Genomic DNA, 23,438 nt, shown 5'->3' with positions numbered 1-23,438 from the left:
AGAGATTTTGTTAAGTTAACATGGATATTTGAGATTTTAACCACAGAGGGCACAGAGAGGACGTAAAGCCTCGATATGGTTAATTTAACAAACTGATTTCATCACATTAAAACACCTCTGCATTCTCTGTGTATAATAATCATTACAAACTCTGTGTACTCTGTGGTAAGAAAAAAACCTTTATATATTTGATTTACAAAACACACCGATCATGAAATTAAACTTCATCAGCCTTTTAGCACTCTCCGCCCTTTTAGCCGGATGCGCCGGTAACGATAAAAAACAAGCTGCCGATACATCTGCCGATACGGGCATGGCGGCTGATATAAAACAGCACATTGCCGTTTTGGCTAATGATAGCCTGCTTGGCCGCAAGCCGTTTACCAAAGGCGAAGATAAAACCATTGCCTACATAGCTGATAAATTTAAACACCTTGGCCTTGAGCCGGGCAATAACGGCAGCTACTACCAGGAAGTACCGATGGTTGAGATAACCTCTACAGCACAGCCGCTGCAAATTAGTGGCGCGGGCAGCGCAGTGCTAAAACCGGGAATTGATTTTGTGGCTGCTACCCGTCGCGAGGTGGATACTTTAAGTTTGAAGAACTCGCCGCTGGTTTTTGCCGGTTTTGGTGTGGTTGCACCCGAGTTTGGCTGGAACGACTACAAAGGCCTCGATGTAAAAGGCAAAACGGTTATTGTTTTAGTGAACGACCCGGGTTTTAAAGCCAAAGAAAAACTTTTTAAAGGCGATACCATGAGCTATTATGGCCGCTGGACTTACAAATACGAGGAAGCCGCCCGCCAGGGTGCTGCAGGTGTAATTATCGTGCACCAAACCGAGCCGGCAAGCTACGGCTGGCAGGTAATCCAAAACAGCTTTACCGGGGCTAAACTTTACCTGCAACAGGCCGATAAACATATGAACCGCTGCAAGGTGGAGGGCTGGATGAGCGAAGAAGCCGCCTCTAAATTACTATCAACCGCAGGCATCAACGGCGATATCCGCGAGTATGCCCGCAAGAAAGATTTTAAGGCCGTACCATTGAACAGCACGGTATCGTTAAATATAAAAAATTCGCTTAAGTACTCTAAATCGCATAATGTAATTGCTATTTTAAAGGGCACCGAAAGGCCTGATGAAACTATTTTATACACCGCGCATTGGGACCACTTCGGTATTGGTAAACCCGATGCCAAAGGCGATAGCATCTATAACGGAGCGGTTGATAACGCAAGTGGTGTGGCCGCGGTACTGGCCGTTGCTAAAAAATTTGCAGTGCAAAAGGACAAGCCAAAACGTTCTATCGTTTTCCTGGCAGTTACTGCCGAGGAACAAGGGCTCTTGGGCTCAGAATACTATGCTACCCACCCTGTTTACCCGCTCAATAAAACGGTTGCCGACCTGAATCTGGATGCACTATCTGACTTTGGCGAAACCAGCAACTTCTCTATCACCGGTAAGGGCCAGAACGACCTTGACGATTACGTGATAGCCTTAACCAAACCAAAAGGCTGGGATGTTGTAGGCGATGAAGCCCCGGGCTCGGGCAGCTACTACCGTTCTGACCATTTTAACTTTGCTAAAGTAGGCGTACCTGCGTTAGACCTGCATAACGGCGCAAAAAGCATTCAGCGTGGCGAAGAGTTTGGAAAAGAGCAAGCCAAAGAGTATAACGAACAACGTTACCACCAGCCATCAGACCAGTATAGCGACGCCATGGATACCAAAGGCATGGCCCAAACGGCCAACCTGATGTATCAGCTTGGTGTTAAGTTAAGCAACGAAACCACTTTCCCGGGCTGGAAAAAGGGTTCAGAATTTAAGGCGATAAGAGATAAAATGATGAACAAATAACATCAATGAAAAATACATTTTTACTTTCCTGTGCATTGCTTTTAACCTGTTTAAAAGTAACTGCGCAGGAAAATATTAGTTTAAGGGATGTTGCCAGTTACATAGGTAAAGAGGTAACCGTAAACCCTCAGGTGTTTGATTTTGATTCGAAGAAAGATTATGTGTACCTATATTTTGGCGAACGCTACCCTAACCAAAAGCTTACCGTAATTATTAAACGCCCTGTAAAAGTTAAGCTGCCCATATTGCTTGGGCAGGAGATAGCCAGCTTTACGGGAGCCATTACACAATATTCGGGCAAGCCGGATTCATCTGCGAATTATGGTATTGATGAGATCAAAAAGGAAGCAGAAAAGGATAAACAGCTACTCATCGGCGGCAAAGAAATGACCGGACATATTGGCTACACACCACACAACCACACTGTTAACCTGCAAGGCAAACTGGTTATGCTCATTACTGATCAAAAACAGATCAGTAAGAAAACGAAACGGGCGGCTATGAGCTTGTATTAATTTATCAAGCTATCAATCCGCCCAATCCATCCGCCAACATCGGTACAAAATCACTGCGGGATGGGATATCCAGGTAGGGGTATTTGATCTTACTGAGATACAAACCTTGCGGGTAAGCCGGTTTTATCAATTGTGTTTCCTGCGGATGGATTAAGTAATGTTCAAACTCATCCACGCTTAAAGTACCGGTGCCAATATCAATCAGTTTGCCGGTGATGATGCGCACCATCCTACCCAAAAAACGATTGGCAGAGATGCTGAACCGCAGCCTGTCGCCCTTGGCGTTGATATAAACCTGCGCCGAGGTGATATTACAAATAGTGTGGTCGTTCCTGTCGGGCATTTTGCAGAAGGCGTGGTAGTTGTTGTATTTTAAAAGCAGGTTGGCAGTCCGTTGCATTTTTTCTACGTCCCACTCCTTTATAGCATATAGGGAACTAACGCCGTTTAAAAAAGGATCTTTGTAAGTATGGATAAAGTAATCGTAGCTGCGCTCAACGGCATCAAAGCGGGCATGAGGCTGGCCTTCCATCTTAATGATATCAAAAATAGCGATATCATCAGGCAGCAATTTGTTCAGGCGAAAAAGCAGATCGTAATCCCATTCGCGCTCCACATCCATATGAAAGAAGAATTGACTGGCATGCACCTGTGCATCGGTACGGCCGCAACCGGTAATATACATCGGCATTTTAAAGATCTGGCTCAGGGCCTCTTCCAAAACCTGCTGCACGCTTAGTCCGTCGGGGTGCTTTTGCCATCCGCTGTAGTTTGTGCCTAAATATCCTAAATGAAAAAAGTATCGCAAAACAGGTGATTGTAAGGTATAAACTTACAACATTATACTTTATCTATCCGTACCCATTGCATGCCGGCCGCTTCGGCGGCTTGTACACCAGGATCGCCATCTTCAAAAACAAGGCACTGGCGTGGGTCTACCCCAAGCTGTTTGGCAGCAGCCAAAAATGGATCGGCATAGGGTTTACCATGGGTGGTTTCGCCGGCGCATATTAATACCTCAACCAGGTGGAGGATGCCTAAAACCTGCAGGGTCTTTTCAACAGAAGTGCGGCTACCGCCGGATACCACGCCAATACGCACTTTACCCGCATGATTTTTCAGGTGGTTCACCACGTAATCAATAGGCTGGGTTTGCTCAATATATTCGCTAAAAAATATCTTATGCTTGCGGGCGGCAAAATCAACCGGCTCAAAAGTAGTGTTGTAGCGTTTGTTTATTTCACCAACAACATTCAGGATTGGCAGGCCTGCAAATTCGTCAATAATATCGCCTTCTATGGCTATGCCATCATCGGCAGCTACGCGGATATAACTTTGTTTATGGGCACCCATATTATCGGCAAGGGTGCCGTCGCAGTCGTATAAAAATGCCTTAAAATCGCCGGTAGAAAGCTTGGTTAAAGCCTTATATTTTTGAGTTGAAGTTTCCTGATCCATTATGGCTGCAAGTATAAATAAACCGTGGAATACTTTTGTAATAGGTAAGTCAACAGGTTGTTAACGCTGTGTTAACCTTTTTTTAATATATTGCATAACCAATTGTATATCTGCATGAAAAAAACCCTTACCTGCCTGTGTTTAATTCTATTACTGTTTGCCTGTAAAAAAGATAAAAATGTAGTTACCCCGCCGGTTGTACCGCCGGTTGTTGTAGTTACCGGCCCTGAGTTTACCGAGGTTAAGTTAGAAGCAAAAAATAATACGGGTAAGATAACTGCAGATGTTGCATTAACCGCCGATGGCACTAACCTAAAAGGTTACACTCCGGGCACAACCGAGAGCCATAGCTTTGTACTCACCTTTAAAGTAAGGGATGCGGCATCAACCGTAAAAATTGGCGACGTTACCCAGGTTAGCGGTGTTACGGTTAATGATTTTACCAAGCCGGCAACTTATACTATAACTGATAGTAAGGGTGTAAGTAAAAACTACACGGTAAGCATTTACAACTTTACCGGCCTGCCTATATTTAATATTACCACATCGGGCCCGGTAGTTTCTAAAGATGATTATGTTACCGGTAGTTTAAAGGTAAACACTAACGGCTTATTTGAACAAACTACTAACGATATTGCCCTGCAAATAAAAGGCCGTGGTAATTCCACCTGGGATATGCCCAAAAAACCATACCGTTTAAAATTTAATTCAAAAGCTAAACTACTGGGTTTGGCATCAGCAAAAAACTGGGTATTGCTTGCCAACTACTCTGATAAAACCCTGATGCGCAATTATATTGCCGATGGTGTAGCCCAAAGCCTTAACGGCGACTTTACACCCCATGGCATATTTGTAGAGGTGGTAATGAACGGCCAATACGTAGGCACCTACCTGCTTACCGAACAGGTTGAGGTGAACGCCGACCGTGTAAATATTACCGAAATGAAAGCCAGTGATAATAGCGGCGCTGCACTTACGGGAGGGTATTTACTGGAACTTGACCAACGTTTAGATGAAACAAATTGGTTCCGTACGGCGGCCAATATACCTTTCACCATAAAATCGCCGGATAATGCAAGCCCGGCCCAGATAGATTATATTAAAACTTATATACAGGATACAGAGAACGCCATTTTTGGGGCAAACTTTGCCGACCCTGTTAACGGCTACGCCAAATACATCAACACCGACTCGTTTATTAACTGGTTTTTGGTAAATGAGCTATTTAAGAACCAGGACGCTGCCAACTTTAGCAGCATGTATTATTATAAAGACCGCAATGGAAAACTGGGCATGGGCCCTGCCTGGGATTTTGACCTGGGTGCAGGCAATGTTGATTACAGTGATGCCACTAACCCAACCGGTTGGTGGGTGCGCACCGGCCCATGGTTTAACCGCCTGTTTCAGGACCCGGCTTTTGCCGCTAAGGTTAAAGCACGCTGGGAGTATTTAAAAGCAAATGGCATCCCTGCTATGTATAAAAGCATTGATGATACCCAGGTTTATTTAACCCTGCCTGCAAAAGAGAATTTTACTAAATGGAATATTTTAGGCCAGTATGTTTGGCCAAACCCCGTGGTATTGGGTACTTATCCAAGAGAAGTAGCTCAACTAAAACAATGGCTTACACTGCGTGTGGCTTGGCTGGATACTAATTTGTAAGTTTGCCTTATGAATTGGAAAATTTATGTGGTAATATTTGCTGGTGTGCTTATCATCCTGTTTGCGATATTTAGCCTGTTTGCTGTTGGGGCCGAAAACGAGCAGTGGGGCAGTGTTTTAATAGGCGCTGTTATTGGCTGCCTGCTTGCTATTGGTTTCCGCGTGATGAAGAAGAAAAGACTGGCCAATAAAAAACCTTAATATATATTTCGGCCCGCGCCGCCATCAACCTGTATAGTTTGCCCGCTTATGTAGGCAGCCTGCTCTGATGCCAGGAAGGTTACCAACGCTGCCAACTCCTCGGGTTTACCAATACGGCCCAACGGGATAGCTTTTGCCTTTTGCTTGATGGCATCATCGTAATCAACATCTGCCGGTAGAGTATGTTTAATACGGTCGGTAAGGATAAGCCCGGGTGCTACATTGTTCACGGTGATATTGTAAGGCCCAAATTCATCGGCCATTAACTTAGCCATCCCCACCACACCCATCCGCATAGCGGTGGATAGTACCGAGTTTGCCAGCACCGATTTTACCGACCCGCTGATGATATTAATGATACGCCCGCTGCCTGTTTTTTGCAGGTGCGGCAATATTAAACGACTTGCGCGCGCCATACTCAGCAAATTCAAGTCAAAGGCTTTTTGCCATTGCTCGTCGTCAAAATTTTCAAACTTATCAAAGGGCGGGCCGCCTGCATTATTCAGTAATATATCTATCCGGCCAAAGGCATTGGCAGCCTTGGTTATAAATTCTGTCACCTGCGCGGCATTTGCCACATCAACAGGCAGGGCTATCACATCGTTACCGGTAAGCTGCTTTATTTCTGCAGCGGTTTGGGTCAATGCTTCTTCATCGCGCGAGCCTATAATAACCTTCGCGCCTTCGGCAGATAATGCTATTGCAATGGCTTTACCTAAACCTTTGCTTGCTGCCAGTACAATGGCCACTTTGTTAGTTAGTTTCAGATCCATTTTTATTACGGTGCGGCTTATAACACTCCGTTGCTAACATAAATAAAATATATTTGTAGTACGTTAACAGGCCTACTGCTTAATTTAAAATTACTATACCAATATGAAAAACCAGGTTGCCCGTACTTATTTATTGCTGGGCATAGCACTTATATTATTTGCATCGGCCGAGTTGTTTGTGAGCCCCGGTAAAATTCAGGACTTTATGAACGGCGGGTCGGCAGGTTTTGCCCTTGCAGGATGCATCAGTTTTATAATGTTACTCGTTCAAAATTTCAAAAAACGCTAAAAATCGCATGAAAAAATTTATCCTGAGTGTTGGCTACGCGCTTAAAGGCCTAAGGTTTGCCTTTACAACGCAGCAAAACTTCAGGATACAGGTAAGTGTGGCTTTAATAGCCATAGCGCTTGGCTTTTACCTTAACATAAGCACTGCCGAATGGCATTGGATAACCCTGTGTATTGCCCTTGTGCTGGTGATGGAATTATTTAACACCGGCATTGAAGCCCTTGTAGACCTGGTATCGCCCGACTATAATAAGCTGGCCGGGCATGTAAAAGACATCAGCGCAGCGGCTGTATTAATCATGGCAATATTTACATTGCTAACAGGCGCCATCATTTTTTTACCAAAACTATTACTGCTATTCCATGCTGCATAAAACCCGTGGCATTGTATTCAAAACTACCGACTACAGTGAGAGCAGCGTGGTGGTGCAGATCTTTACCGAAAAGTTCGGCCTGCAATCGTATATCATCAACGGCGCAAGAAAGCCCAAGGCAAAAATAAGCCGCAACATGCTGCAGCCCCTGCATTTGGTTGATATGGTGGTTTACCACAAAAGCAATGGCAACGTGCAGCGCATCTCCGAGTTAAAGAACACGCCCACACTGCAAAGCATCCCTTATGATGTGATTAAAAGCTGCATAGCTATGTTCCTGAACGAAGTATTGTATAAAGCTGTAAAACAGCAAACGCCGGATGAAGCCATATTTGATTTTATATTTAACGCCATTGAACTGCTTGACCATAAAACCCGCGGACTGGCCAACTTCCACCTGTTGTTTTTAACCCAGCTAACGCGATACCTGGGGTTCTACCCGCATGGCGGCCTAATGGCCGAGGCCGACTTTTTTGATATGAAGAACGGCGTGTTCAGCAAGTATAAGCCAGATAGCGTGAGTTACCTCTCGCCACCACACACCAAAAACTTTTACACCTTGCTACAAAGCAGCTTTGGCAATATTGATGAGGTAAAACTAAGTAACGATGAACGCCGTTACCTGATTAACAAACTGTTGGAATATTACGCCATGCACATCGAGGGTTTTGGCAATATCCGTTCGCACGAGGTATTGGAAGAGGTTTTGGGGTAAATTTTTACAAATAATTAGTAACTTGACCACGTGAATAAGCATCTGACATTAAAACTTATAATTGTACTTTTTATATCTGTTATACTTGCAGGCTGCGGCCCCAAAGAAAAGGATAAAACAAAAATATCGTTCAAAAGCGTAGAAGGCATTACCTTTATAGAGGTATCGCGCAAGCAAAATAACGGGCTAACCTTTAATGAATATGGGTTTAGGCTGGTGCCCGATTGGAAGCTGCGCTTTGTATCGGCAGATTCGGCTGCGCTGTACAGCCCTGTAAAAAACAAGTTTTTTAATTTCCCGCTGGCTTTAGGTACCGATTCTGTTTTTAACATTGCCCACGCGTTTTTAAAAATGAAGGTAATGAGTAAGGACAGCCTGGTTTTTTCATTACTTGAAACCGAGGGCGATTCAGTGGATCTTAAAAAATCGCGCGTAACCATGAAGCTTTATTCGGAAAACTTCATTAAAAACAAATTACACACCGATGCCTCAGTTTTACAACGCCCCAGTAAACAGGATACTGCTTTTGTGCGTGGCATGGTGAACAAAGCTAATACCGATTTCAAAAAAGCATTCGCAGCCTGGCAACCGGTGCAACTCATCAGTAAAAACCCGAATGTTGCGGTTGATAAGGTAAAGGCAAAACCCAGCCTTCTTGATAATAAGTACAGTACAGACGATGATTATTTAAACCCGGTATATAATATAGTTATCCATAAAGCTTACCAGGATTTTTACTACCCGTTCGAGGCAACAATAGACTCGGCAGGCACCTGGCATTATAATAAACCATTAATAGCCTTTTTGGGCGATGATGCAGCCGAAAAGAACTTTATAAAAGTATCAACGGCTATTATGAACACCTATTTAAAGCTGTTTTTAACTACCGTGCCCGGCCAAACATTGGGCATGAAACACGCCAGCATCATATCTGTAAACGTAAAAGGAATTAAGGCAGCTAAGTAATTGCTATTGGGATAAGAAAGCTTATTAATGAATATAACTATTTGCTCTTCTTAAATATCCGTGTAATAAAATTACCCTCTTCGCCTTTTTTTTCTTTGGGTGGCCCTATTAAAAAGGCGTAATCGTGTAGGGGTTCAAAATGGTCGCATACAATTTTAAATATGCCCAACAGCGGCACGGCCAGTATCATACCGGGTATACCCCATACGGCCTCGCCTACTACGATGATAAGGATAGTGAATAACGGATTGATGTTTAGCCTGTCGCCCACAACCAATGGCTCAAGCAGGTAGGTTTGTATTAACTGTACCAGCCCATAGGTGATCAGTACACCTATCACCACCCGGGTATCGCCGCTTTGCGCAAGCGCCATTAAAACCGTAATGGATGTGCCCGTAATATTCCCGGCAAAAGGCACCAGCTCCAGTATACCACAAAGCACAGCAAAGAACAACGCATTGTTCACCCCGGCAATGGTAAAACCAATACCATACATTATCCAAAGCATTACTATCATGAGGCCCAGGCCACCTAAATAGTTCTGGGTTACCTTTCCTGCATCATCCAAAACAACTTCGGTTTCCTTACGGCTCTCGGGCTTAAATAAACGGAGGATGAACTTTTTGAAATGCGCCCTGTAATAGATAAACAAAAAGGTGTACACCAGCACCAGTATAGCATCTACCAAAATACCGGCAAATGAACCTATCAGCATAGTAACCATACCGGCTGCTTTACCCATGGTACTGCCCTGCTGTTCTTTAATGATCTTTTGCTGTTCGCGGTGCGAAATGCCGAAGTGTTGTTTTACATAATCCTTAACGCTACCAACGATGGAATTTACCCGTTCCTCAATTTTAGAGAGGTCTTCCACCAAGTCGCTTAGCTGGTATTGCAATAAGGTTATAAGCCCGCCTATTACAACCAGTAAAGCCATTACGCTTAAAACAGATGCAAACCCGTTACTTATACCTTTGCTTTGCAGCCAGTGGCATACAGGTAAAAGCAGCATAGATAGCACCACCCCAAAAGTAAGTGGTATAAGCACTGCCGAGGCCAGGTATAGAATACCAAAAACAAGAACGAACAACAGCAGGATACGCAGGGTTTGGTTAAGGTAAGTAGGTGTCATTAAAATGCAAATTGATTAACGGCTTAAATTAAAAGCACAAGGTGCACCATGGTTTAGCTTACCGGCTTAACATTAACAGATATTAGCCGGCTTGCTTAAAATCTTAGCGCACCTTGTGCAGGTCTTTAAAGTTTATTTAAAAACTACTGATCATCCAAATATGCGTTTCTTGATGTAATCTATAGCTGATTCGGGCATATCGTTTCCACCGGTTTGTATCAAATTGCCATCGGCCTGCACAGTAAGCTCGGCCTTTATATTATCTTCAATGCAAACGGTAATTTTGTCTTGCTCTTTAACCACCGTACAGGGTACTTCGCGGCCCGAGTAATGAATATCGAATTCGTATTTGCCGTCTTTGGCAGCTGGGGAGGTGTCTTTCTCGTCTATCATGGTTTAGTTCTTTTTTTAGGTATAACACCAAAGAACGCACCAATGTTTCATAAAGCAAAAAAGAGAAAACCAGCGGTTTCCTCTTTTTATGTTTTTACTGACCTCATTATATCATAAAGAACAATTGGTTGGGTAGGATATATAATAATTGACCAAATATAATATCTATATACTAAGTAGACAATATTTTATAATAAATATTTTTCAACAACGCTATAAAATTTGGTTTAAATGTTAATAACACGCTATTTAGTGGGCAGATATTTCAACGTCAACTGTTTAGCAAAGCGCAGCCCCCGCTGTAAAAGGTTCCCTTTACGATTTTTTAAGAAGTATTTAATAGCATTATAAGCAGGTTTATTTTCCTGTAATACATCCGGAAAATACTTAACGGCTTGCTGCGCTACCTGTACGCCATAGGTATCCTCAATGTTTGAATGTACGCCGGTACCATCATGCCCAATGTTGTGAATAAGCGATTGAGCCGGATTTAGGGTTAACCCATTGTTCAAAAAAACAGATGCGTACCAGCGTATAGCCCACGAATTATTTTTACGGGCTTTAAAATCCTGCATCTGTTTCCAGAAGTTCATGGTACCCTCAATAGAGAACTGGTGAATTTTATCCGCATCAAACCGGGCCATCAAAACATCAACATCAGGCTCAAAATTTTTCCAGGCACGTGCCCATGTGGCCCAGCCCCAACTAAATGCAGCTCTAAAAAAGAAGGTTTCGGGCAGCGTATTATCCTGCAGCGGGAACATATAGGCACTGATATGCATTACATGCTCTGTATCGGCATAATGAGCCAGGGCATCATTAAAATACTGCAGTGTGTAGGGTGAAGATACCAGGTCGTCTTCAAATACAATTACCTTACCATACTCACTAACCAGTTGTGTAACACCGCTTATAATAGAATTGGCAAGCCCCATATTTTGTTCGCGCGCAATAACCTGTACGGTTTTAAACCCGGTTACCTGGTTGGCTAATTGCCGTACAGCATCAACACTTGCTTTATCGGCATCTGTTTTAGGCCCGTCGCTAAAAATAAACAGGTCGGTTTGCGCGGCAAGCAAGTTTTTTTGCAAATAACTGAGCGTTTGGCCGGTATGGTAAGGCCGGTTATAAACAAATAGGGCTATGGGTGCTGGTGTAGGCAATTAGTTATTTATTGAGTTAATGAATTAGTGATTACTTTACTAATTAAAATATATCGGCTTGTTTATCTGTTTTGATACATAATACCGTGTAAGCATTGGCAAGCTTCTCTTTAAATTTATCGCTCAGTTCAACTAATGTATTTTTTACTACAAAAGCTGCAAGTATCTTAAACTTATTAATAAAAGTTTTTGGCTTTTTTTGGTTGATAAAAGTGTTAAAACGGGTAACCTCGGGCCCTATGATGGAGGTAAGATCTTTTTCGATCCGAAACCCTTCTGTTTGCAATAAATACCTGAGTGAGGTTGGCGTGTACATATTGATGTGGCCATACGCCAGGAAATGCTTTATACGCTTATCTACGTTAGTTTTATAATCTATGGGTACCTCTATTACAAAATTCGTGCCTACACGCTTAATTTCGCGCAGCAGCAGGCGCTCATGTTCTACATGCTCCAACACATGCGACAGGATGATCAGATCGAAGCTATTATCCTCAAAAGGCAGTTTATATCCATCAAACTCCTGTACCGATACCAGGTTTTTTATATTACGGGATTTAATGTGCGCAACCCCGCTGTCAGATATCTCTACTGCATGGTATTCGGGGGCAAAACTATAGTCGGATAGTTTTTGCAAAATACTCCCATCGCCTGCACCAACTTCCAGCACCTTTTTAAACAATTGCCCTTTACAAACATCAACAATGTGCTGTGCTTTATACTTGGCACCCAACATGCGCCAGGCTTCGTCATGAGTTTTATAAAACTCATCGTATGCTGTTTTTATGTTATCGCTTGTTTGCAATTTTTGCATGTTGCAATATTAATAAATAACTGTTACCCAACCTTTTTTTATTACTTTAATATCATTTAAACGGATAATATAATAATAAACCGCTGCAGGTAATTTTTTACCGTTGTATGTTGCATCCCATTTTTTGCCGTACCCTTTTGAGTAAAAAACCTGCCGGCCGGCCCTGTCAAATATCTGTACTTCGGCGGCATGGTCATCAATATTTTTTATCGTCCAGGTGTCATTGATGCTATCATCATTTGGCGTAATTGTACTTGGGATGCCTAATTCATTGTTCACTATAACTTTTACAGTAGCCTGTTGTATACAGTCGAGGCCGTTCTTCGCCGTTAGCGTGTACACTGTAGTTTCGCCGGGTGATGCTACCGGGTGCAAAACACCGGGATCATTGAGACCTGTTGCCGGCGACCATACATACGTATAATTCCCTGCACTAACGCTGCCGTTTAAAACAGTGCTTGTGCCTCTGTCAATAGTCACACTACTACCGGCACTTACAACAGGCTGGCTGTAATTGCGCACGGTAACCATATTTTCGGATGATAGGCCACATGCAGTTTGCTCAATCCTCCACTTCAATATAATGTTGACATCATACGGAAGGTCGCTGATCACCGCATTGGGGTTGTGCAGGTTCCCACTATTAAACGGATTGTATTCTGCGGGGTTAACTACGCTCCAGGTACCAACCTCAAAAGGCTTAGGCATATTTGCATTAAGCGTTAACTGGGCCTGGCTGCATATTGATTGAGCCATGCCGGCATCGGCGGTGGTTACATTGCCTGCATAATCTACCCGTATAATATTACTGACTACGCTGCATCCGCCAAATGTTGCCACTCTTGAATAATACTTAGTAAGTACATCGCTAAAAACAAAGTGGTAATCTTTTTGGGTAGCGTTATCAATACTTTGCCAATTGGCATTATCTGTACTTACCCTCCACTGGTAGGTTACATTGCCGCCCGCGGAAGATGCTATATTGCCCGTTAAATTTACCAATTGTGTACCACCCTGACATATTAAAATATTATCGGCAGCTACCTGATTATTGCTTACAGAGGGATCAAAATACACATCATAATAAAACTGGTAGGTAATTACTCCCCCTGCGGTTGTTTTACGGCGATAACTATCAATTGCGGTAACCGATGGGCTGCCGGTAAAAGCCGCAATATAATCTGCACCGGTATTATTGCCGGCAGCGGGTTGCCATACGCCCCCCTGGTATCTTTCCCATTGATAGGTTGCCCCTGATGCCCCGACTGCAGGTAATAATACATTGTTTTCGTTTTGGCAAATATGTATTATGGTGGGGGTTGCCTGGTTTATGGTTACTTTATAATCAACAAAACTGCACTGGTTGGTTAAGCGATAGTTTACTACGCCGGTAAAATCTTGTGTAGTGCCAGATGACGGGCTAACTGTACCATTATCTACTGTAACCAACCCCATCAGATGGCTCCTGTCAACCTTTGGCGATACGCTTAAGGTTATAGTATGGTTTAATTGATCAATCACCGTGGGGGCATCCTGCTCCGGCACAAAAAAATCTGTAATGGTACTGGTAACCCCGTTTGTTATGGTGACCGTAGCGCTATAAATTTGATCGCAGGACGCCTTAGAAAGCGTCCAGATAAAATCAAACGTAGAATTTAACGGCAGGGCGGTAATGTGCGCGTGCGGGTCGTGAATATTTGCCGGGGTAAAAGGATTATATCCTGTAGTCGAAATTACCGACCAGGAACCCGTTTCATCAGCAGCCGGGATATTCCCCGTTAGTGTGTACTCCGTAACATTACACAAGGTAACAGGGGGGCCAACTGTAGCCGGACCAGGGCCGGGTATATGATCTATATTTATCACATTACTATATGCCTTGCAAAGCCCCGTAACGCTAACACGCCTAAACCAGGTTTTTGCTGTTATCTGTGCGTTTAAGCCCCATGATTCGCCAGTAACATTTGCCTCGTCCTGCCAGTTAACGCCATCGGCACTTGTTTGCCACTGGTATCTGGTTAATGCCGTATACCCAATAGGCCTATTCCCTGTAAAATTATATAATTTAGTAACTGTTCCACAAGCAACCTGCCTGTCTACCGTAATGGTATTCTGGTCGGTAGAGGGCGTAACTGTAAGCCTGTAATAAGAATCGTAAACAGTACTCCCCCCTTTAGTTACAGCCCTGCGATAATCCAGCATAATATTGGATCCCGTTAAATTTGCAGGTGCAGTTGCTGTGTAATTGGCCTGATTGATTGTACCTGCCGCATTAACCCAAACCCCTGCCTGTATAACCTGCCATGCATAGTTATTGGGGGGTGTTGCCAACACATCGCCGTTTAATAAAACAGCATCAGCGGGGCAGGCTAATCTTTGAGTTACAGGTATAGTATTATCTATTTTTACTGTTACCATATAACTAACCTGGGCGCAACTATTAGTTATCGTATAATTAACCGGGTTTATAAAATTAACAACAGCACCTGATGCCGGGCTTACAGTAGTATTTGCCGGGATAGTTACTATCGGGCGCAATGTCGTTAAATCTGTACCATAAGGCATTGTTATAGTGATTTTTTTATTTACAGCATCTAAAATTGCCGGGGCACTTTGCTGGGGTATACTAAATGCTGATATAACAGGCGCTATTGTTGTACTTACAACAATAGTTTTAGATGCACTGGTTACACAACCACTGGCATTGGTTACGGTCACTAAATAATTGCCACTTTGATGAAAAGTATTGGTTGCCTGGTTTGGCGTGTCGCCTCCATCCCAATGATAGGATACACCGCCGCTCGCTGTAACCTTAGTACTACCGCAAGTACTGCTATTATCTGTTATGGTAACGGCAAACGGTTGCGGCCTTATACCCCAGGTAAGGTTTGTATAGTTCTCGGGAGTATTTGACTGAATGTTAACACAATTAAAATCTCCGGGGAACATAATAATAGCATAACCTTCAGTGCCGGTTATCGTTTTACTATCGTTGTAAACCATCCCACCACCATCATAAAGGACTACATACGGAATAGAAAATTTTAGTTGCGAACTGGTTGGTTGAGTACTGCCTAATGATGATAACAATAAAACCGGATTGGTAACTTTTTTGGAAAAACACATATCGGTAGACCCACCCGTACCTGCCGACCATGTTGTTTTAGGTACTGTGGTATTTGGAATGCTTGCCGGATATCCACTGAATCTTGAAAATGTATATATAGATGGTGTTGAGCCAAAAGTATAATTAGCAGACATGGTAATTCCGATCTGGCTGCCATCAGCATCAATAATAGAACCTGTTGTGCTGCTTACATCAGAAAAAGTACTCCAGGTTGCCCAGTTAATATCATAACAATTACCTGCAAAAGCTTTTTTAGCCCTATCCCTAATTACGGATAACTGGTATTGATTCTTAACTGATAAAATTGAATCTGTTAAAACAGGCTTATTAGATTTTATATGGCGAATTCTCCCCGCTAAACTATTTTGATAAGCAGTTGCTACCATAACAAGCAGCAGCATTAATGCAAACCTTTTTAATGGCATATTTAAATACCTAAGCAGTTATCCGTTTTATAAAATACCGAAGTTGATTTACGGTAAAACAATCCCGGCGAAATACCGCTAAAGAGTAAATGTTTAAAGCCCCTGCTCAATAAAAAGTCTACACCTTCTTTATATTCATTGCGTTCAGAATCATCAAGCACCATTACACCGTTTGGCGATAGAGCTTCAATACCCTGCTTGCAGCAATTCACCCTGTCGCGGCCGTCCACAATAATAATATCAAACTTCTCTTCCAGTTTAACGGGCATACGGCAATAATCGCCATCGCGTATCAGTTCGCAGTAGATCAGTTCAGAGTTATCGGGTTTGGCGGCCGATTTTTCTATCTTATCAAACCACTCCTTATCATGTTCTACAGACACCACTACGCCAGCGTATTTGGCGTAAAAATAAGTAGAGTTGCCCGATCCAAACTCAAAAACGGTATGCTCTTTAGTAAGCCTGCGTTTTATAAAATCAATAAAAGAGTAAGTTACCCATGGTATAGGGCTGCCATTTTCGTCAACCGGCGATCTGGTATCAAATGCCTTAAACCAGCCTACATCGGCCAGGTAGCCTTTTTTATCGAAAGAAAGCAGCGCACGCAAATGCGATGGGTTTGTTAATACTTTTATTAGTGATGAAAATGTACTCAACGCTTTATGATTTTTTGAAAAAGTGAAATTAAGAATAATGATTTTAACATCATTACCCCCTGGTTACTAACTTTTGGAATAAGCAACACAAAAAATGCCGAACTGGCATAAGCAATTAACGTAGCGATAGCTGCCCCCATCATCCCCATTTTAGGTATAAGGATAAGGTTAAGCAATATATTTACTATCGCACCAAATCCGGTACGGATAAAAGTAAGTTTTACATACCCCTCAGCTATTAAATACTGGCTGCTGGCCGCTCCCAAAAACACAAATACGCCCGACCATATATGAACTGATAATACAGGCGCCGCGTAAGCATATACGGGGGTATAAACCTTATATATTAAATGCGAAGTAAAGGTAATAATAATTGCAGCCGGGAGGCTCAGATATACCATCAGGTCGTACAGGTTCTGGATTCGTTTTTTATATCTGTTGAGATCATCCCGCCGGGCATTTAGTATAGCCGGGAAAAGTGTAGTGATAATAACTGTAGGTATAAAGTTCCAGGCCTCGCTTAAGGTTGCTACCGTAGCGTAGGCTCCCGCCTCTTCAACACCTGCAATATTCTGAACCATCAATTGGTCTATCTTCATGTATAACGAAACCATTATACCTGATATAATTAACGGCCATGAGTAATGCAACAACTTTTTAGCCAGTTCGCTATTATAGGACCAGTTAAATATATTACGGCCTTTGCGGTTATAAGTGATATAATAACCGGCTGCTAACAGTACAAAATCTAACGCGTAAGCATATACAAAAGCTATAAGCGGCATTTCCAGGTAAATTAACACCAGCTTTATTCCTGCAGATAATAGCGTACCGGCAATCTGCACCTGCATAATGTACTTTGATTTCACCTCCGACTGGAAGTACGAATCGATCACATTAAAGGCCTGTACAATGCCAATGATAGAAAATATAAGTACATAGCTGTACGGTGTACCGTGCGCAGGGTATATTTGGTATGCCACCCATATCAGCGGGATACAGCCCATACCTGCAAAAACCTTCATCCAAAAGGATGTGCCCAAAATCCGGTCGCGGTTTTGGGGGAACTGGTGCAATTCTTTAACAATAAACTGGTCGAGCCCGAGGGTGGCTAATGCCGAAAACAGATAAATGTAAGTTATGCCCCCGGTAATAATACCTAAATTGGCTTTACTTAAATACCGGGCAACATAGATGCTTACCAGCATTTTTATAAACAGGCTGCCAACTTTGCCAACAAACGCCATACCCGTATTCTTAAAATACTTCTCTAAAGCCTCTTTATCAAATCCGGGGATGCTGGGTATGCGCATATTATATTGCAAATATATAAAAAGCAAAGAGCCCTCTGTAATTAAACCGAGGGCTCTTTTAATATTAGAAAGTTACCTATTACTGGCTCTGGAACTTTTTAGCGTTAATTCTACGTTCATTCTCGTTCAGATAGATCTTACGCAGACGGATGCTTTGCGGGGTTACCTCAATGTATTCATCAGCCTGGATATACTCCATCGATTCTTCTAACGAGAATTTAATAGCAGGCGCAATACGCACGTTGGTATCGCTACCAGATGCACGCATGTTGGTTAACTGCTTGCCTTTGGTTAAGTTAATAACCAAGTCGTTATCGCGGATGTGCTCGCCCAGTACCTGTCCTTCGTAAATATCAACTCCCGGATCAATGTGGAACCTGCCACGATCCTGCAGCTTATCAATAGCAAAGGCAGTGGTTTTACCGGTATCCATAGATACCAATACACCGTTTGAGCGGCCCGGTATCTGGCCTTTCCATGGCTCGTATGCTTTAAAGCGGTGTGCCATAATAGCCTCGCCACCTGTAGCGGTTAATACGTTGTTACGTAAACCGATGATACCACGAGATGGGATATCAAACTCAAGGTGTTGTAAATCGCCTTTTGGCTCCATTACAAGCAGGTCGCCTTTGCGCTGTGTTACCAGTTCAATAACTTTACCTGCAACATCACCCGGCACATCAACTATAAGGGTTTCAACCGGCTCGCATTTAACACCGTCAATTTCTTTAACAATAACCTGCGGCTGGCCTACCTGTAATTCGTATCCTTCGCGACGCATAGTCTCGATCAATACTGATAAATGGAGGATACCACGGCCGTATACCAGGTATGAATCAGGCGATTCGGTTTCAACAACCTTAAGCGCCAGGTTTTTCTCCATTTCTTTGTACAAACGGTCGCGCAGGTGGCGTGAGGTTACAAACTTGCCTTCCTTACCAAAAAACGGTGAAGTGTTGATGGTGAACAACATGTTCATGGTAGGCTCGTCAATATGGATAACTTCCAATTGCTCCGGTTTTTCAAAATCAGCGATGGTATCGCCAATATCAAAACCATCAATACCTACAACAGCACAAATATCGCCTGCGTTAACAGATGTAGCCTTAACCTTACCCAAGCCTTCGAAGGTGTAAAGTTCTTTGATACGCGATTTTTGGATAGTACCATCGCGTTTTACCAACGATACCGGCATGTTTTCTTTGATAGTACCACGGGCAACACGGCCAATAGCGATACGGCCTACGAAAGATGAGTAATCTAACGAGGTGATCTGCATTTGCAGTGTACCTTCATTGATAGGTGCCGGCGGGATATTCTCCAGAATTGCATCCATCAACGGGAAGATATTATCAGTAGGTTGTTTATAGTCGGTGCTCATCCAACCTTGTTTTGACGAACCGTAGATAACCGGGAAATCCAGTTGGTCTTCGGTAGCCTCAAGGTTAAAGAACAATTCAAAAATCTGCTCGTAAACTTCTTCGGGGCGGCAGTTTTCTTTATCTACTTTGTTTACAACCACAATTGGCTTTAAGCCCAGTGCCAAAGCTTTTTGGGTTACAAAGCGTGTTTGAGGCATAGCGCCTTCAAAAGCATCGCAAAGTAAAAGAACGCCATCAGCCATTTTCAATACACGCTCTACCTCACCACCAAAATCGGCGTGACCAGGGGTATCAATAATGTTGATCTTAACATCTTTGTACATTACCGAAACGTTTTTTGAAACGATGGTAATACCACGTTCACGTTCCAGGTCATTATTATCCAGAATTAATTCACCAGTTTGCTCGTTATCTCTGAAGATAGAGCAACTGTGTAAAATTTTGTCAACCAAAGTGGTTTTACCGTGGTCAACGTGTGCGATAATCGCAATATTTCTTATTTTTTGCATGAAATGCGGCCTCTAAATTTGGCGCAAAGATACGCTTTACAATTGGCATTTGAAAGAGGAACCACCATTTTACAATTAACTGATTATTACTTAATTGTTAGGGAATGGGATAGAGATTATTAAAAGCGGCTTGATAATGCATTAATGCAGGCTCACAACCCGCGTTATCTGCCACTTATCGTTTCTTAACCGCCATATCACAATAAACTTATCGGGCTTTGAGGGAGTTTCGCTTTCAGCGTGGTTAACAAACCGGTGAAGTCCGATTTCCACCGCTCCAAATCCGGCGATCGGATAAACCTCTACGCTTCCCTTAACCAGTACCCGGGTAACCTTGCCGCATATATTTTTCTTGATGGCATCCAACAGGGCTTGCTTTGAGGTCATCAGCCCGCCTTTATCGTGGTAAAATTCAATGCTATCGGCGTAAATTGCTGCCTGTTTATCCATATCGCAGGTATTGTACGCGTTAAAATAAACGCTATCCATATGCAGGATCTTGTTGTACAATTCTATAGATTCGGGTTTATAGGTATACGCATCTTTGTTTTGGGCCGATGCTGTTGCCGAAATAACTATACCGGTAATTAACGCCAGAAATATTGACGCACGATTTTTTTTCATGATAATATTTTAGTACAAAGGGCATTGCCAGTTCTATACCACTTCGCAATATACTAAAAATCAACACCTTAAAATCAACCTAAAATATCCAACGTTCGTTATCGATACAACCTGTGTTCGGATTTGGCGCTACATGTAACCTTACTTCCCAAATGCCCATTGTAAAAATTTAGGCATGGCTTTGCCCCAAGTCTCCGTATCGTGCGTACCGCCAAGCATTTCCAGGTATTGGATATCCGCCGGGCGCTCATAGCCTTTGGCAAGCAGTTCTTTGATGATATCGATGGTATCGTCGATAGAATCTATAATACCATTTTTGTTACGGTCAGCGGTTTCATCTTTGGTGCCGGTTTGCAGCCAGAATTTAAGTTCGGGTTTGCCGGTGGTGTTTTTAATAAGGCTGTGCATCAGGCGGTCGTCATTGGTATAGCCTTTGGCCAAATCTTTACCCCTCCACCAAAACGAGGCAGAGAACGCGCCTACTTTATTAAATAGCTCCGGGTTATTCCAGGCAATATCCATGGCGCTTAAACCACCAAGCGAAAATCCCGCGAATGCGGTGGTTTCAAAATCATCAATACCGGTATGCTCGTAGATAAACGGCAACAGTTCGGTTTTAATAAATTTGGTGTAGAGGTCGGCCTTAGCACCACGCTTTTTAAAATCAGGTTTGCCGGCAATGCCGTATTCCTGTATGCGGTCTTCGCCTGCGTGTATAGCAACGGTGAGTAAAGGCTTAAGGCAGTTACGTTCGTATAAATTTTCCAGGGTATCAGCCAGTTTAAGGTTTTCAAGCTCCTGGCCATCGTTCAGTAAAAGTAAATTAAGGGGCTCTGCTACAGCGCCGTCTTCGGGCATAAGCAAAGTGCAGGTAACCTCACGGCCAAGTACTTTTGATGTTATGGTGAGTTCCTGTTCTGCTATCTTCATTTCAGTGTCTGTACTGTAGTACATGGTATTAAAAACTAATTAAGGGTACAAAAGTAAGCTTATACTTTTATTTAATAATCAAAACAGAATTATTTGGCACGGTGTTGACATTTACACGCAATCCTGCTATATTACCATCTTAAACACAACAACTTGACTGAGCAATACCACCGCTGGCACTCCCCAAATTTAAACCTCGACCTTGAAATGCTGGTTTTTGGCGACAGGGGTTTCCCGGTTATTCTTTTCCCTACTACCAATGGCCGTTACCACCAAAATAAAGATTTTGGGCTGATCGATAGCGTGCGCTGGTTTGTAGACGAAGGCCTGGTGAAGATCTATTGCCCCGATACTATTGACGACCGCAGCTGGTACGACAAAGGCATCCACCCTGCCGACCGCGCCCGCAACTACGCCTGGTATGATAAGATGTTGGTAGAAGAGCTTGCGCCCTGGGCTATGCACGAAACCGGCGTTGGCAAAGTAGCCGTTGCCGGTTGCAGCTTTGGCGGCTACCACGCTGCAAATTTCGCATTTAAACACCCCGAAATGGTAGCCCACCTGTTTACCATGGGCAGCGCTTTTGATATAACCATGTTTACCGACGGCTTTTATAACGACGATATATTTTATAACAACCCGGTAGATTTTTTGCCCGGCAGCAATAAGCCCGAGCTTTGGCAGATGAATATTATACTGGGCACTTCAGAGCATGATATGTGTAAGGATTATAATATCCGGATGTCAAACATTCTGAACCAAAAAAACATTAACCATTGGCTGGATATCCGCCCGTTTGCCAATCATGACTGGCCGATTTGGAAGGAAATGTTCCCGCATTATTTAAGCACGATAAAGTAGAATCAAGAAGTTAAGATTCAGGAATCAGGACAAAAGAAAAACAAGACATAACCAACTACACTATAAAAACATTAAAATGAAAAAAATAGGCATCTTATTCGGTCAGGAAAATTCATTCCCGCAGGCATTTGTTGACAGGATAAACGAAAAGAGTGAAAAAAACATTAAAGCCGAATTTGTACGCATTGATAAAATGATGCAGGGCGAACCATTGGGCTACTCGGTAATTGTAGACCGTATTTCGCAGGATGTACCGTTTTACCGCGCATCGTTAAAAAACGCTGCCATTACAGGTACAGCGGTTATTAATAACCCATTCTGGTGGAGCGCCGACGAGAAATTTTTCAATAACGCTTTAGCCGTTAAACTGGGTGTACCGGTACCTAAAACAGTGTTGCTGCCATCAAAAGATCACCCGGACAGCACCACCGACCGCTCGTTCCGTAACCTGGCCTTCCCTTTAGATTGGGACGCGATATTTGATTACGTAGGTTTCCCGGCATACATGAAACCCTTTGACGGCGGCGGCTGGCGCGATGTTTACAAAATTAGCGACAAGGACGACCTGTGGGAGAAATTCGCCGAAACCAGGCAACTGGTAATGCTACTTCAGGAAGAAATTATTTTTGATGATTATTTCCGCTGTTATTGCATTGGCGGCAAGCACGTGCGTATTATGCAATACGAGCCGCGCAACCCGCACCATCTGCGTTATGAGCATGGCAAAGCGCCTGCATCAAAAAAAATGCTGGATACCATCACTAAATATGTTTTGCAGCTAAACCAGTACCTCGGTTATGATTTTAATACCGTGGAGTTTGCCGTACGCGATGGCATCCCTTACGCTATTGATTTTTGCAACCCCGCCCCTGATGCCGAAGTTACCAGCGTTGGGCAGGATAACTTTGAATGGGTGGTAGAAACCGCTGCCAGCTATGCCATAGAACGCGCCAAAGCACAAAAAGATGATAAAGACAACCTAACCTGGGGCGAGTTTGTAAAAACCGGCGCAGCAGGCAAGCCACTTGTGGCTGCTTCGGCAAAAGCTGCCAAAGCAGATGTTAGCGCGGGCACAGTTGACCACGCCATTACAGAAGAAGCAAAACCCAAAAAGAAACCGGCAGCCCCTAAGAAGGCGGCGAAGAAATAGTGGTTGACTCACCCCCTGCCCCCTCTCTGCTTCGCAAAGAGGGGTTTTTGGAAACAAATTGCAGCTAACCCTCTTTGCGAAGCAGAGAGGGTCGACCAGCAAAGCGTGGTCGGGGTGAGTTTACTACGACGAAGAAAATAACCAATAAC

The 23,438-nt window shown here is 43.3% G+C and carries 23 protein-coding genes; 10 read left to right on the top strand and 13 right to left on the bottom strand.

The genetic code is table 11. The annotated features are described in order from the left end of the window. Positions 1 to 211 precede the first annotated feature (211 nt). Both IDJ75_RS18265 and IDJ75_RS18260 read left to right on the top strand, forming a co-directional pair. The gene (locus IDJ75_RS18265; RefSeq protein ID WP_191177088.1) at positions 212 to 1,858 is read left to right on the top strand and encodes a M28 family metallopeptidase; all 1,647 of its coding nucleotides are present in this window, start codon (positions 212 to 214) and stop codon (positions 1,856 to 1,858) included. A gap of 5 nt (positions 1,859 to 1,863) precedes the next feature. Next, entirely contained in the window at positions 1,864 to 2,373 is a 510-nt protein-coding gene (locus IDJ75_RS18260) for a hypothetical protein (protein ID WP_191177087.1), read from the top strand. Positions 2,374 to 2,377: 4 nt separating this feature from the next. Here IDJ75_RS18260 and truA read toward each other — a convergent pair whose 3' ends face one another. Both truA and IDJ75_RS18250 read right to left on the bottom strand, forming a co-directional pair. After that, a complete protein-coding gene (gene truA / locus IDJ75_RS18255; protein ID WP_191177086.1) occupies positions 2,378 to 3,181 on the bottom strand; it encodes a tRNA pseudouridine(38-40) synthase TruA in 804 nt (267 codons plus the stop codon). 32 nt (positions 3,182 to 3,213) lie between these two features. After that, positions 3,214 to 3,831: an HAD family hydrolase gene (locus IDJ75_RS18250; protein ID WP_191177085.1), complete on the bottom strand. Its 618-nt coding sequence runs from the start codon at positions 3,829 to 3,831 to the stop codon at positions 3,214 to 3,216. A gap of 114 nt (positions 3,832 to 3,945) precedes the next feature. Here IDJ75_RS18250 and IDJ75_RS18245 point away from each other — a divergent pair, with 114 nt between their 5' ends. Together IDJ75_RS18245 and IDJ75_RS18240 are read left to right on the top strand one after the other, a co-directional pair. After that, positions 3,946 to 5,493, top strand: coding sequence for a CotH kinase family protein (locus IDJ75_RS18245; protein WP_191177084.1), 1,548 nt, complete (start codon positions 3,946 to 3,948; stop codon positions 5,491 to 5,493). Between the two features lie 9 nt (positions 5,494 to 5,502). Next, positions 5,503 to 5,694, top strand: a complete 192-nt coding sequence (locus IDJ75_RS18240) for a hypothetical protein (RefSeq protein WP_191177083.1) — start codon at positions 5,503 to 5,505, stop codon at positions 5,692 to 5,694. On the opposite strand, the gene IDJ75_RS18235 is transcribed toward IDJ75_RS18240, so the two are convergent. Continuing rightward, entirely contained in the window at positions 5,691 to 6,467 is a 777-nt protein-coding gene (locus IDJ75_RS18235) for an SDR family oxidoreductase (RefSeq protein ID WP_191177082.1), read from the bottom strand. The two genes, IDJ75_RS18240 and IDJ75_RS18235, sit on opposite strands and share 4 nt — an antisense overlap. Before the next feature lie 103 nt (positions 6,468 to 6,570). Between IDJ75_RS18235 and IDJ75_RS18230 the strand changes: the two genes are divergently transcribed. Genes IDJ75_RS18230 through IDJ75_RS18215 form a run of 4 tightly spaced genes read left to right on the top strand, consistent with a single transcriptional unit; the run spans position 6,571 to position 8,810 of the window. Further along, positions 6,571 to 6,756 (top strand): hypothetical protein, encoded by a 186-nt coding sequence (locus IDJ75_RS18230; protein ID WP_191177081.1) that lies wholly within the window; start codon positions 6,571 to 6,573, stop codon positions 6,754 to 6,756. Positions 6,757 to 6,763: 7 nt separating this feature from the next. Beyond that, a complete protein-coding gene (locus IDJ75_RS18225) occupies positions 6,764 to 7,129 on the top strand; it encodes a diacylglycerol kinase (protein ID WP_191177080.1) in 366 nt (121 codons plus the stop codon). Then, complete coding sequence (recO, locus tag IDJ75_RS18220) at positions 7,119 to 7,844, top strand: DNA repair protein RecO (protein ID WP_191177079.1); 726 nt, start codon at positions 7,119 to 7,121, stop codon at positions 7,842 to 7,844. The genes IDJ75_RS18225 and recO overlap by 11 nt, the downstream gene beginning before the upstream one ends. 30 nt (positions 7,845 to 7,874) lie before the next feature. Beyond that, positions 7,875 to 8,810, top strand: coding sequence for a hypothetical protein (locus IDJ75_RS18215; protein WP_191177078.1), 936 nt, complete (start codon positions 7,875 to 7,877; stop codon positions 8,808 to 8,810). A 37-nt stretch (positions 8,811 to 8,847) separates the two neighbouring features. On the opposite strand, the gene IDJ75_RS18210 is transcribed toward IDJ75_RS18215, so the two are convergent. From IDJ75_RS18210 to IDJ75_RS18165, 10 genes are all read right to left on the bottom strand, one after another. Then, complete coding sequence (locus IDJ75_RS18210; protein WP_191177077.1) at positions 8,848 to 9,942, bottom strand: AI-2E family transporter; 1,095 nt, start codon at positions 9,940 to 9,942, stop codon at positions 8,848 to 8,850. 150 nt (positions 9,943 to 10,092) lie between these two features. Continuing rightward, positions 10,093 to 10,335, bottom strand: coding sequence for a hypothetical protein (locus IDJ75_RS18205; RefSeq protein ID WP_191177076.1), 243 nt, complete (start codon positions 10,333 to 10,335; stop codon positions 10,093 to 10,095). Positions 10,336 to 10,580: 245 nt separating this feature from the next. Next, positions 10,581 to 11,498, bottom strand: coding sequence for a glycosyltransferase family protein (locus tag IDJ75_RS18200; protein WP_191177075.1), 918 nt, complete (start codon positions 11,496 to 11,498; stop codon positions 10,581 to 10,583). 43 nt (positions 11,499 to 11,541) lie between these two features. Beyond that, on the bottom strand, positions 11,542 to 12,312 hold the full coding sequence (locus IDJ75_RS18195) for a class I SAM-dependent methyltransferase (protein ID WP_191177074.1): 771 nt from the start codon (positions 12,310 to 12,312) through the stop codon (positions 11,542 to 11,544). Between the two features lie 9 nt (positions 12,313 to 12,321). After that, complete coding sequence (locus tag IDJ75_RS18190) at positions 12,322 to 15,864, bottom strand: T9SS type B sorting domain-containing protein (protein ID WP_191177073.1); 3,543 nt, start codon at positions 15,862 to 15,864, stop codon at positions 12,322 to 12,324. A 2-nt stretch (positions 15,865 to 15,866) separates the two neighbouring features. Continuing rightward, the gene (locus IDJ75_RS18185; protein WP_191177072.1) at positions 15,867 to 16,520 is read right to left on the bottom strand and encodes an O-methyltransferase; all 654 of its coding nucleotides are present in this window, start codon (positions 16,518 to 16,520) and stop codon (positions 15,867 to 15,869) included. Next, entirely contained in the window at positions 16,517 to 17,833 is a 1,317-nt protein-coding gene (locus IDJ75_RS18180; RefSeq protein ID WP_191177071.1) for a flippase, read from the bottom strand. Before IDJ75_RS18180 ends, IDJ75_RS18185 begins: the two co-directional genes overlap by 4 nt. Positions 17,834 to 17,912: 79 nt before the next feature. Beyond that, positions 17,913 to 19,724 carry a translational GTPase TypA gene (gene typA, locus IDJ75_RS18175; RefSeq protein ID WP_191177070.1) on the bottom strand — a complete coding sequence of 604 codons (1,812 nt, stop codon included), beginning with the start codon at positions 19,722 to 19,724 and terminating at the stop codon, positions 17,913 to 17,915. Positions 19,725 to 19,865: 141 nt separating this feature from the next. Next, on the bottom strand, positions 19,866 to 20,348 hold the full coding sequence (locus IDJ75_RS18170; protein WP_191177069.1) for a nuclear transport factor 2 family protein: 483 nt from the start codon (positions 20,346 to 20,348) through the stop codon (positions 19,866 to 19,868). Between the two features lie 141 nt (positions 20,349 to 20,489). After that, a complete protein-coding gene (locus tag IDJ75_RS18165) occupies positions 20,490 to 21,278 on the bottom strand; it encodes an alpha/beta hydrolase (protein ID WP_224746663.1) in 789 nt (262 codons plus the stop codon). Positions 21,279 to 21,431: 153 nt separating this feature from the next. On the opposite strand from IDJ75_RS18165, the gene IDJ75_RS18160 reads away from it, so the two are divergent. Together IDJ75_RS18160 and IDJ75_RS18155 are read left to right on the top strand one after the other, a co-directional pair. After that, positions 21,432 to 22,139, top strand: coding sequence for an alpha/beta fold hydrolase (locus IDJ75_RS18160; protein WP_191177067.1), 708 nt, complete (start codon positions 21,432 to 21,434; stop codon positions 22,137 to 22,139). A gap of 76 nt (positions 22,140 to 22,215) precedes the next feature. Further along, positions 22,216 to 23,289, top strand: coding sequence for an ATP-grasp domain-containing protein (locus IDJ75_RS18155; protein WP_191177066.1), 1,074 nt, complete (start codon positions 22,216 to 22,218; stop codon positions 23,287 to 23,289). Positions 23,290 to 23,438: the final 149 nt, after the last annotated feature.

It is taken from the genome of Mucilaginibacter rigui, assembly GCF_014773275.1.
Lineage (GTDB): Bacteria > Bacteroidota > Bacteroidia > Sphingobacteriales > Sphingobacteriaceae > Mucilaginibacter > Mucilaginibacter rigui_A.
Note: the sequence above shows the minus strand (reverse complement) of the source record. Positions and strands in the feature narration are given on the sequence as shown.

Coding starts and splice junctions, on each gene's coding strand:
- IDJ75_RS18195 (WP_191177074.1), bottom strand. CDS start 12,312: ATGCAAAAATTGCAAACAAGCGATAACATAAAAACAGCATACGATGAG.
- IDJ75_RS18190 (WP_191177073.1), bottom strand. CDS start 15,864: ATGCCATTAAAAAGGTTTGCATTAATGCTGCTGCTTGTTATGGTAGCA.
- IDJ75_RS18205 (WP_191177076.1), bottom strand. CDS start 10,335: ATGATAGACGAGAAAGACACCTCCCCAGCTGCCAAAGACGGCAAATAC.
- IDJ75_RS18260 (WP_191177087.1), top strand. CDS start 1,864: ATGAAAAATACATTTTTACTTTCCTGTGCATTGCTTTTAACCTGTTTA.
- IDJ75_RS18155 (WP_191177066.1), top strand. CDS start 22,216: ATGAAAAAAATAGGCATCTTATTCGGTCAGGAAAATTCATTCCCGCAG.
- recO (WP_191177079.1), top strand. CDS start 7,119: ATGCTGCATAAAACCCGTGGCATTGTATTCAAAACTACCGACTACAGT.
- IDJ75_RS18250 (WP_191177085.1), bottom strand. CDS start 3,831: ATGGATCAGGAAACTTCAACTCAAAAATATAAGGCTTTAACCAAGCTT.
- IDJ75_RS18230 (WP_191177081.1), top strand. CDS start 6,571: ATGAAAAACCAGGTTGCCCGTACTTATTTATTGCTGGGCATAGCACTT.
- IDJ75_RS18245 (WP_191177084.1), top strand. CDS start 3,946: ATGAAAAAAACCCTTACCTGCCTGTGTTTAATTCTATTACTGTTTGCC.
- typA (WP_191177070.1), bottom strand. CDS start 19,724: ATGCAAAAAATAAGAAATATTGCGATTATCGCACACGTTGACCACGGT.
- IDJ75_RS18265 (WP_191177088.1), top strand. CDS start 212: ATGAAATTAAACTTCATCAGCCTTTTAGCACTCTCCGCCCTTTTAGCC.
- IDJ75_RS18210 (WP_191177077.1), bottom strand. CDS start 9,942: ATGACACCTACTTACCTTAACCAAACCCTGCGTATCCTGCTGTTGTTC.
- IDJ75_RS18225 (WP_191177080.1), top strand. CDS start 6,764: ATGAAAAAATTTATCCTGAGTGTTGGCTACGCGCTTAAAGGCCTAAGG.
- IDJ75_RS18235 (WP_191177082.1), bottom strand. CDS start 6,467: ATGGATCTGAAACTAACTAACAAAGTGGCCATTGTACTGGCAGCAAGC.
- IDJ75_RS18165 (WP_224746663.1), bottom strand. CDS start 21,278: ATGAAGATAGCAGAACAGGAACTCACCATAACATCAAAAGTACTTGGC.
- IDJ75_RS18240 (WP_191177083.1), top strand. CDS start 5,503: ATGAATTGGAAAATTTATGTGGTAATATTTGCTGGTGTGCTTATCATC.
- IDJ75_RS18180 (WP_191177071.1), bottom strand. CDS start 17,833: ATGCGCATACCCAGCATCCCCGGATTTGATAAAGAGGCTTTAGAGAAG.
- IDJ75_RS18170 (WP_191177069.1), bottom strand. CDS start 20,348: ATGAAAAAAAATCGTGCGTCAATATTTCTGGCGTTAATTACCGGTATA.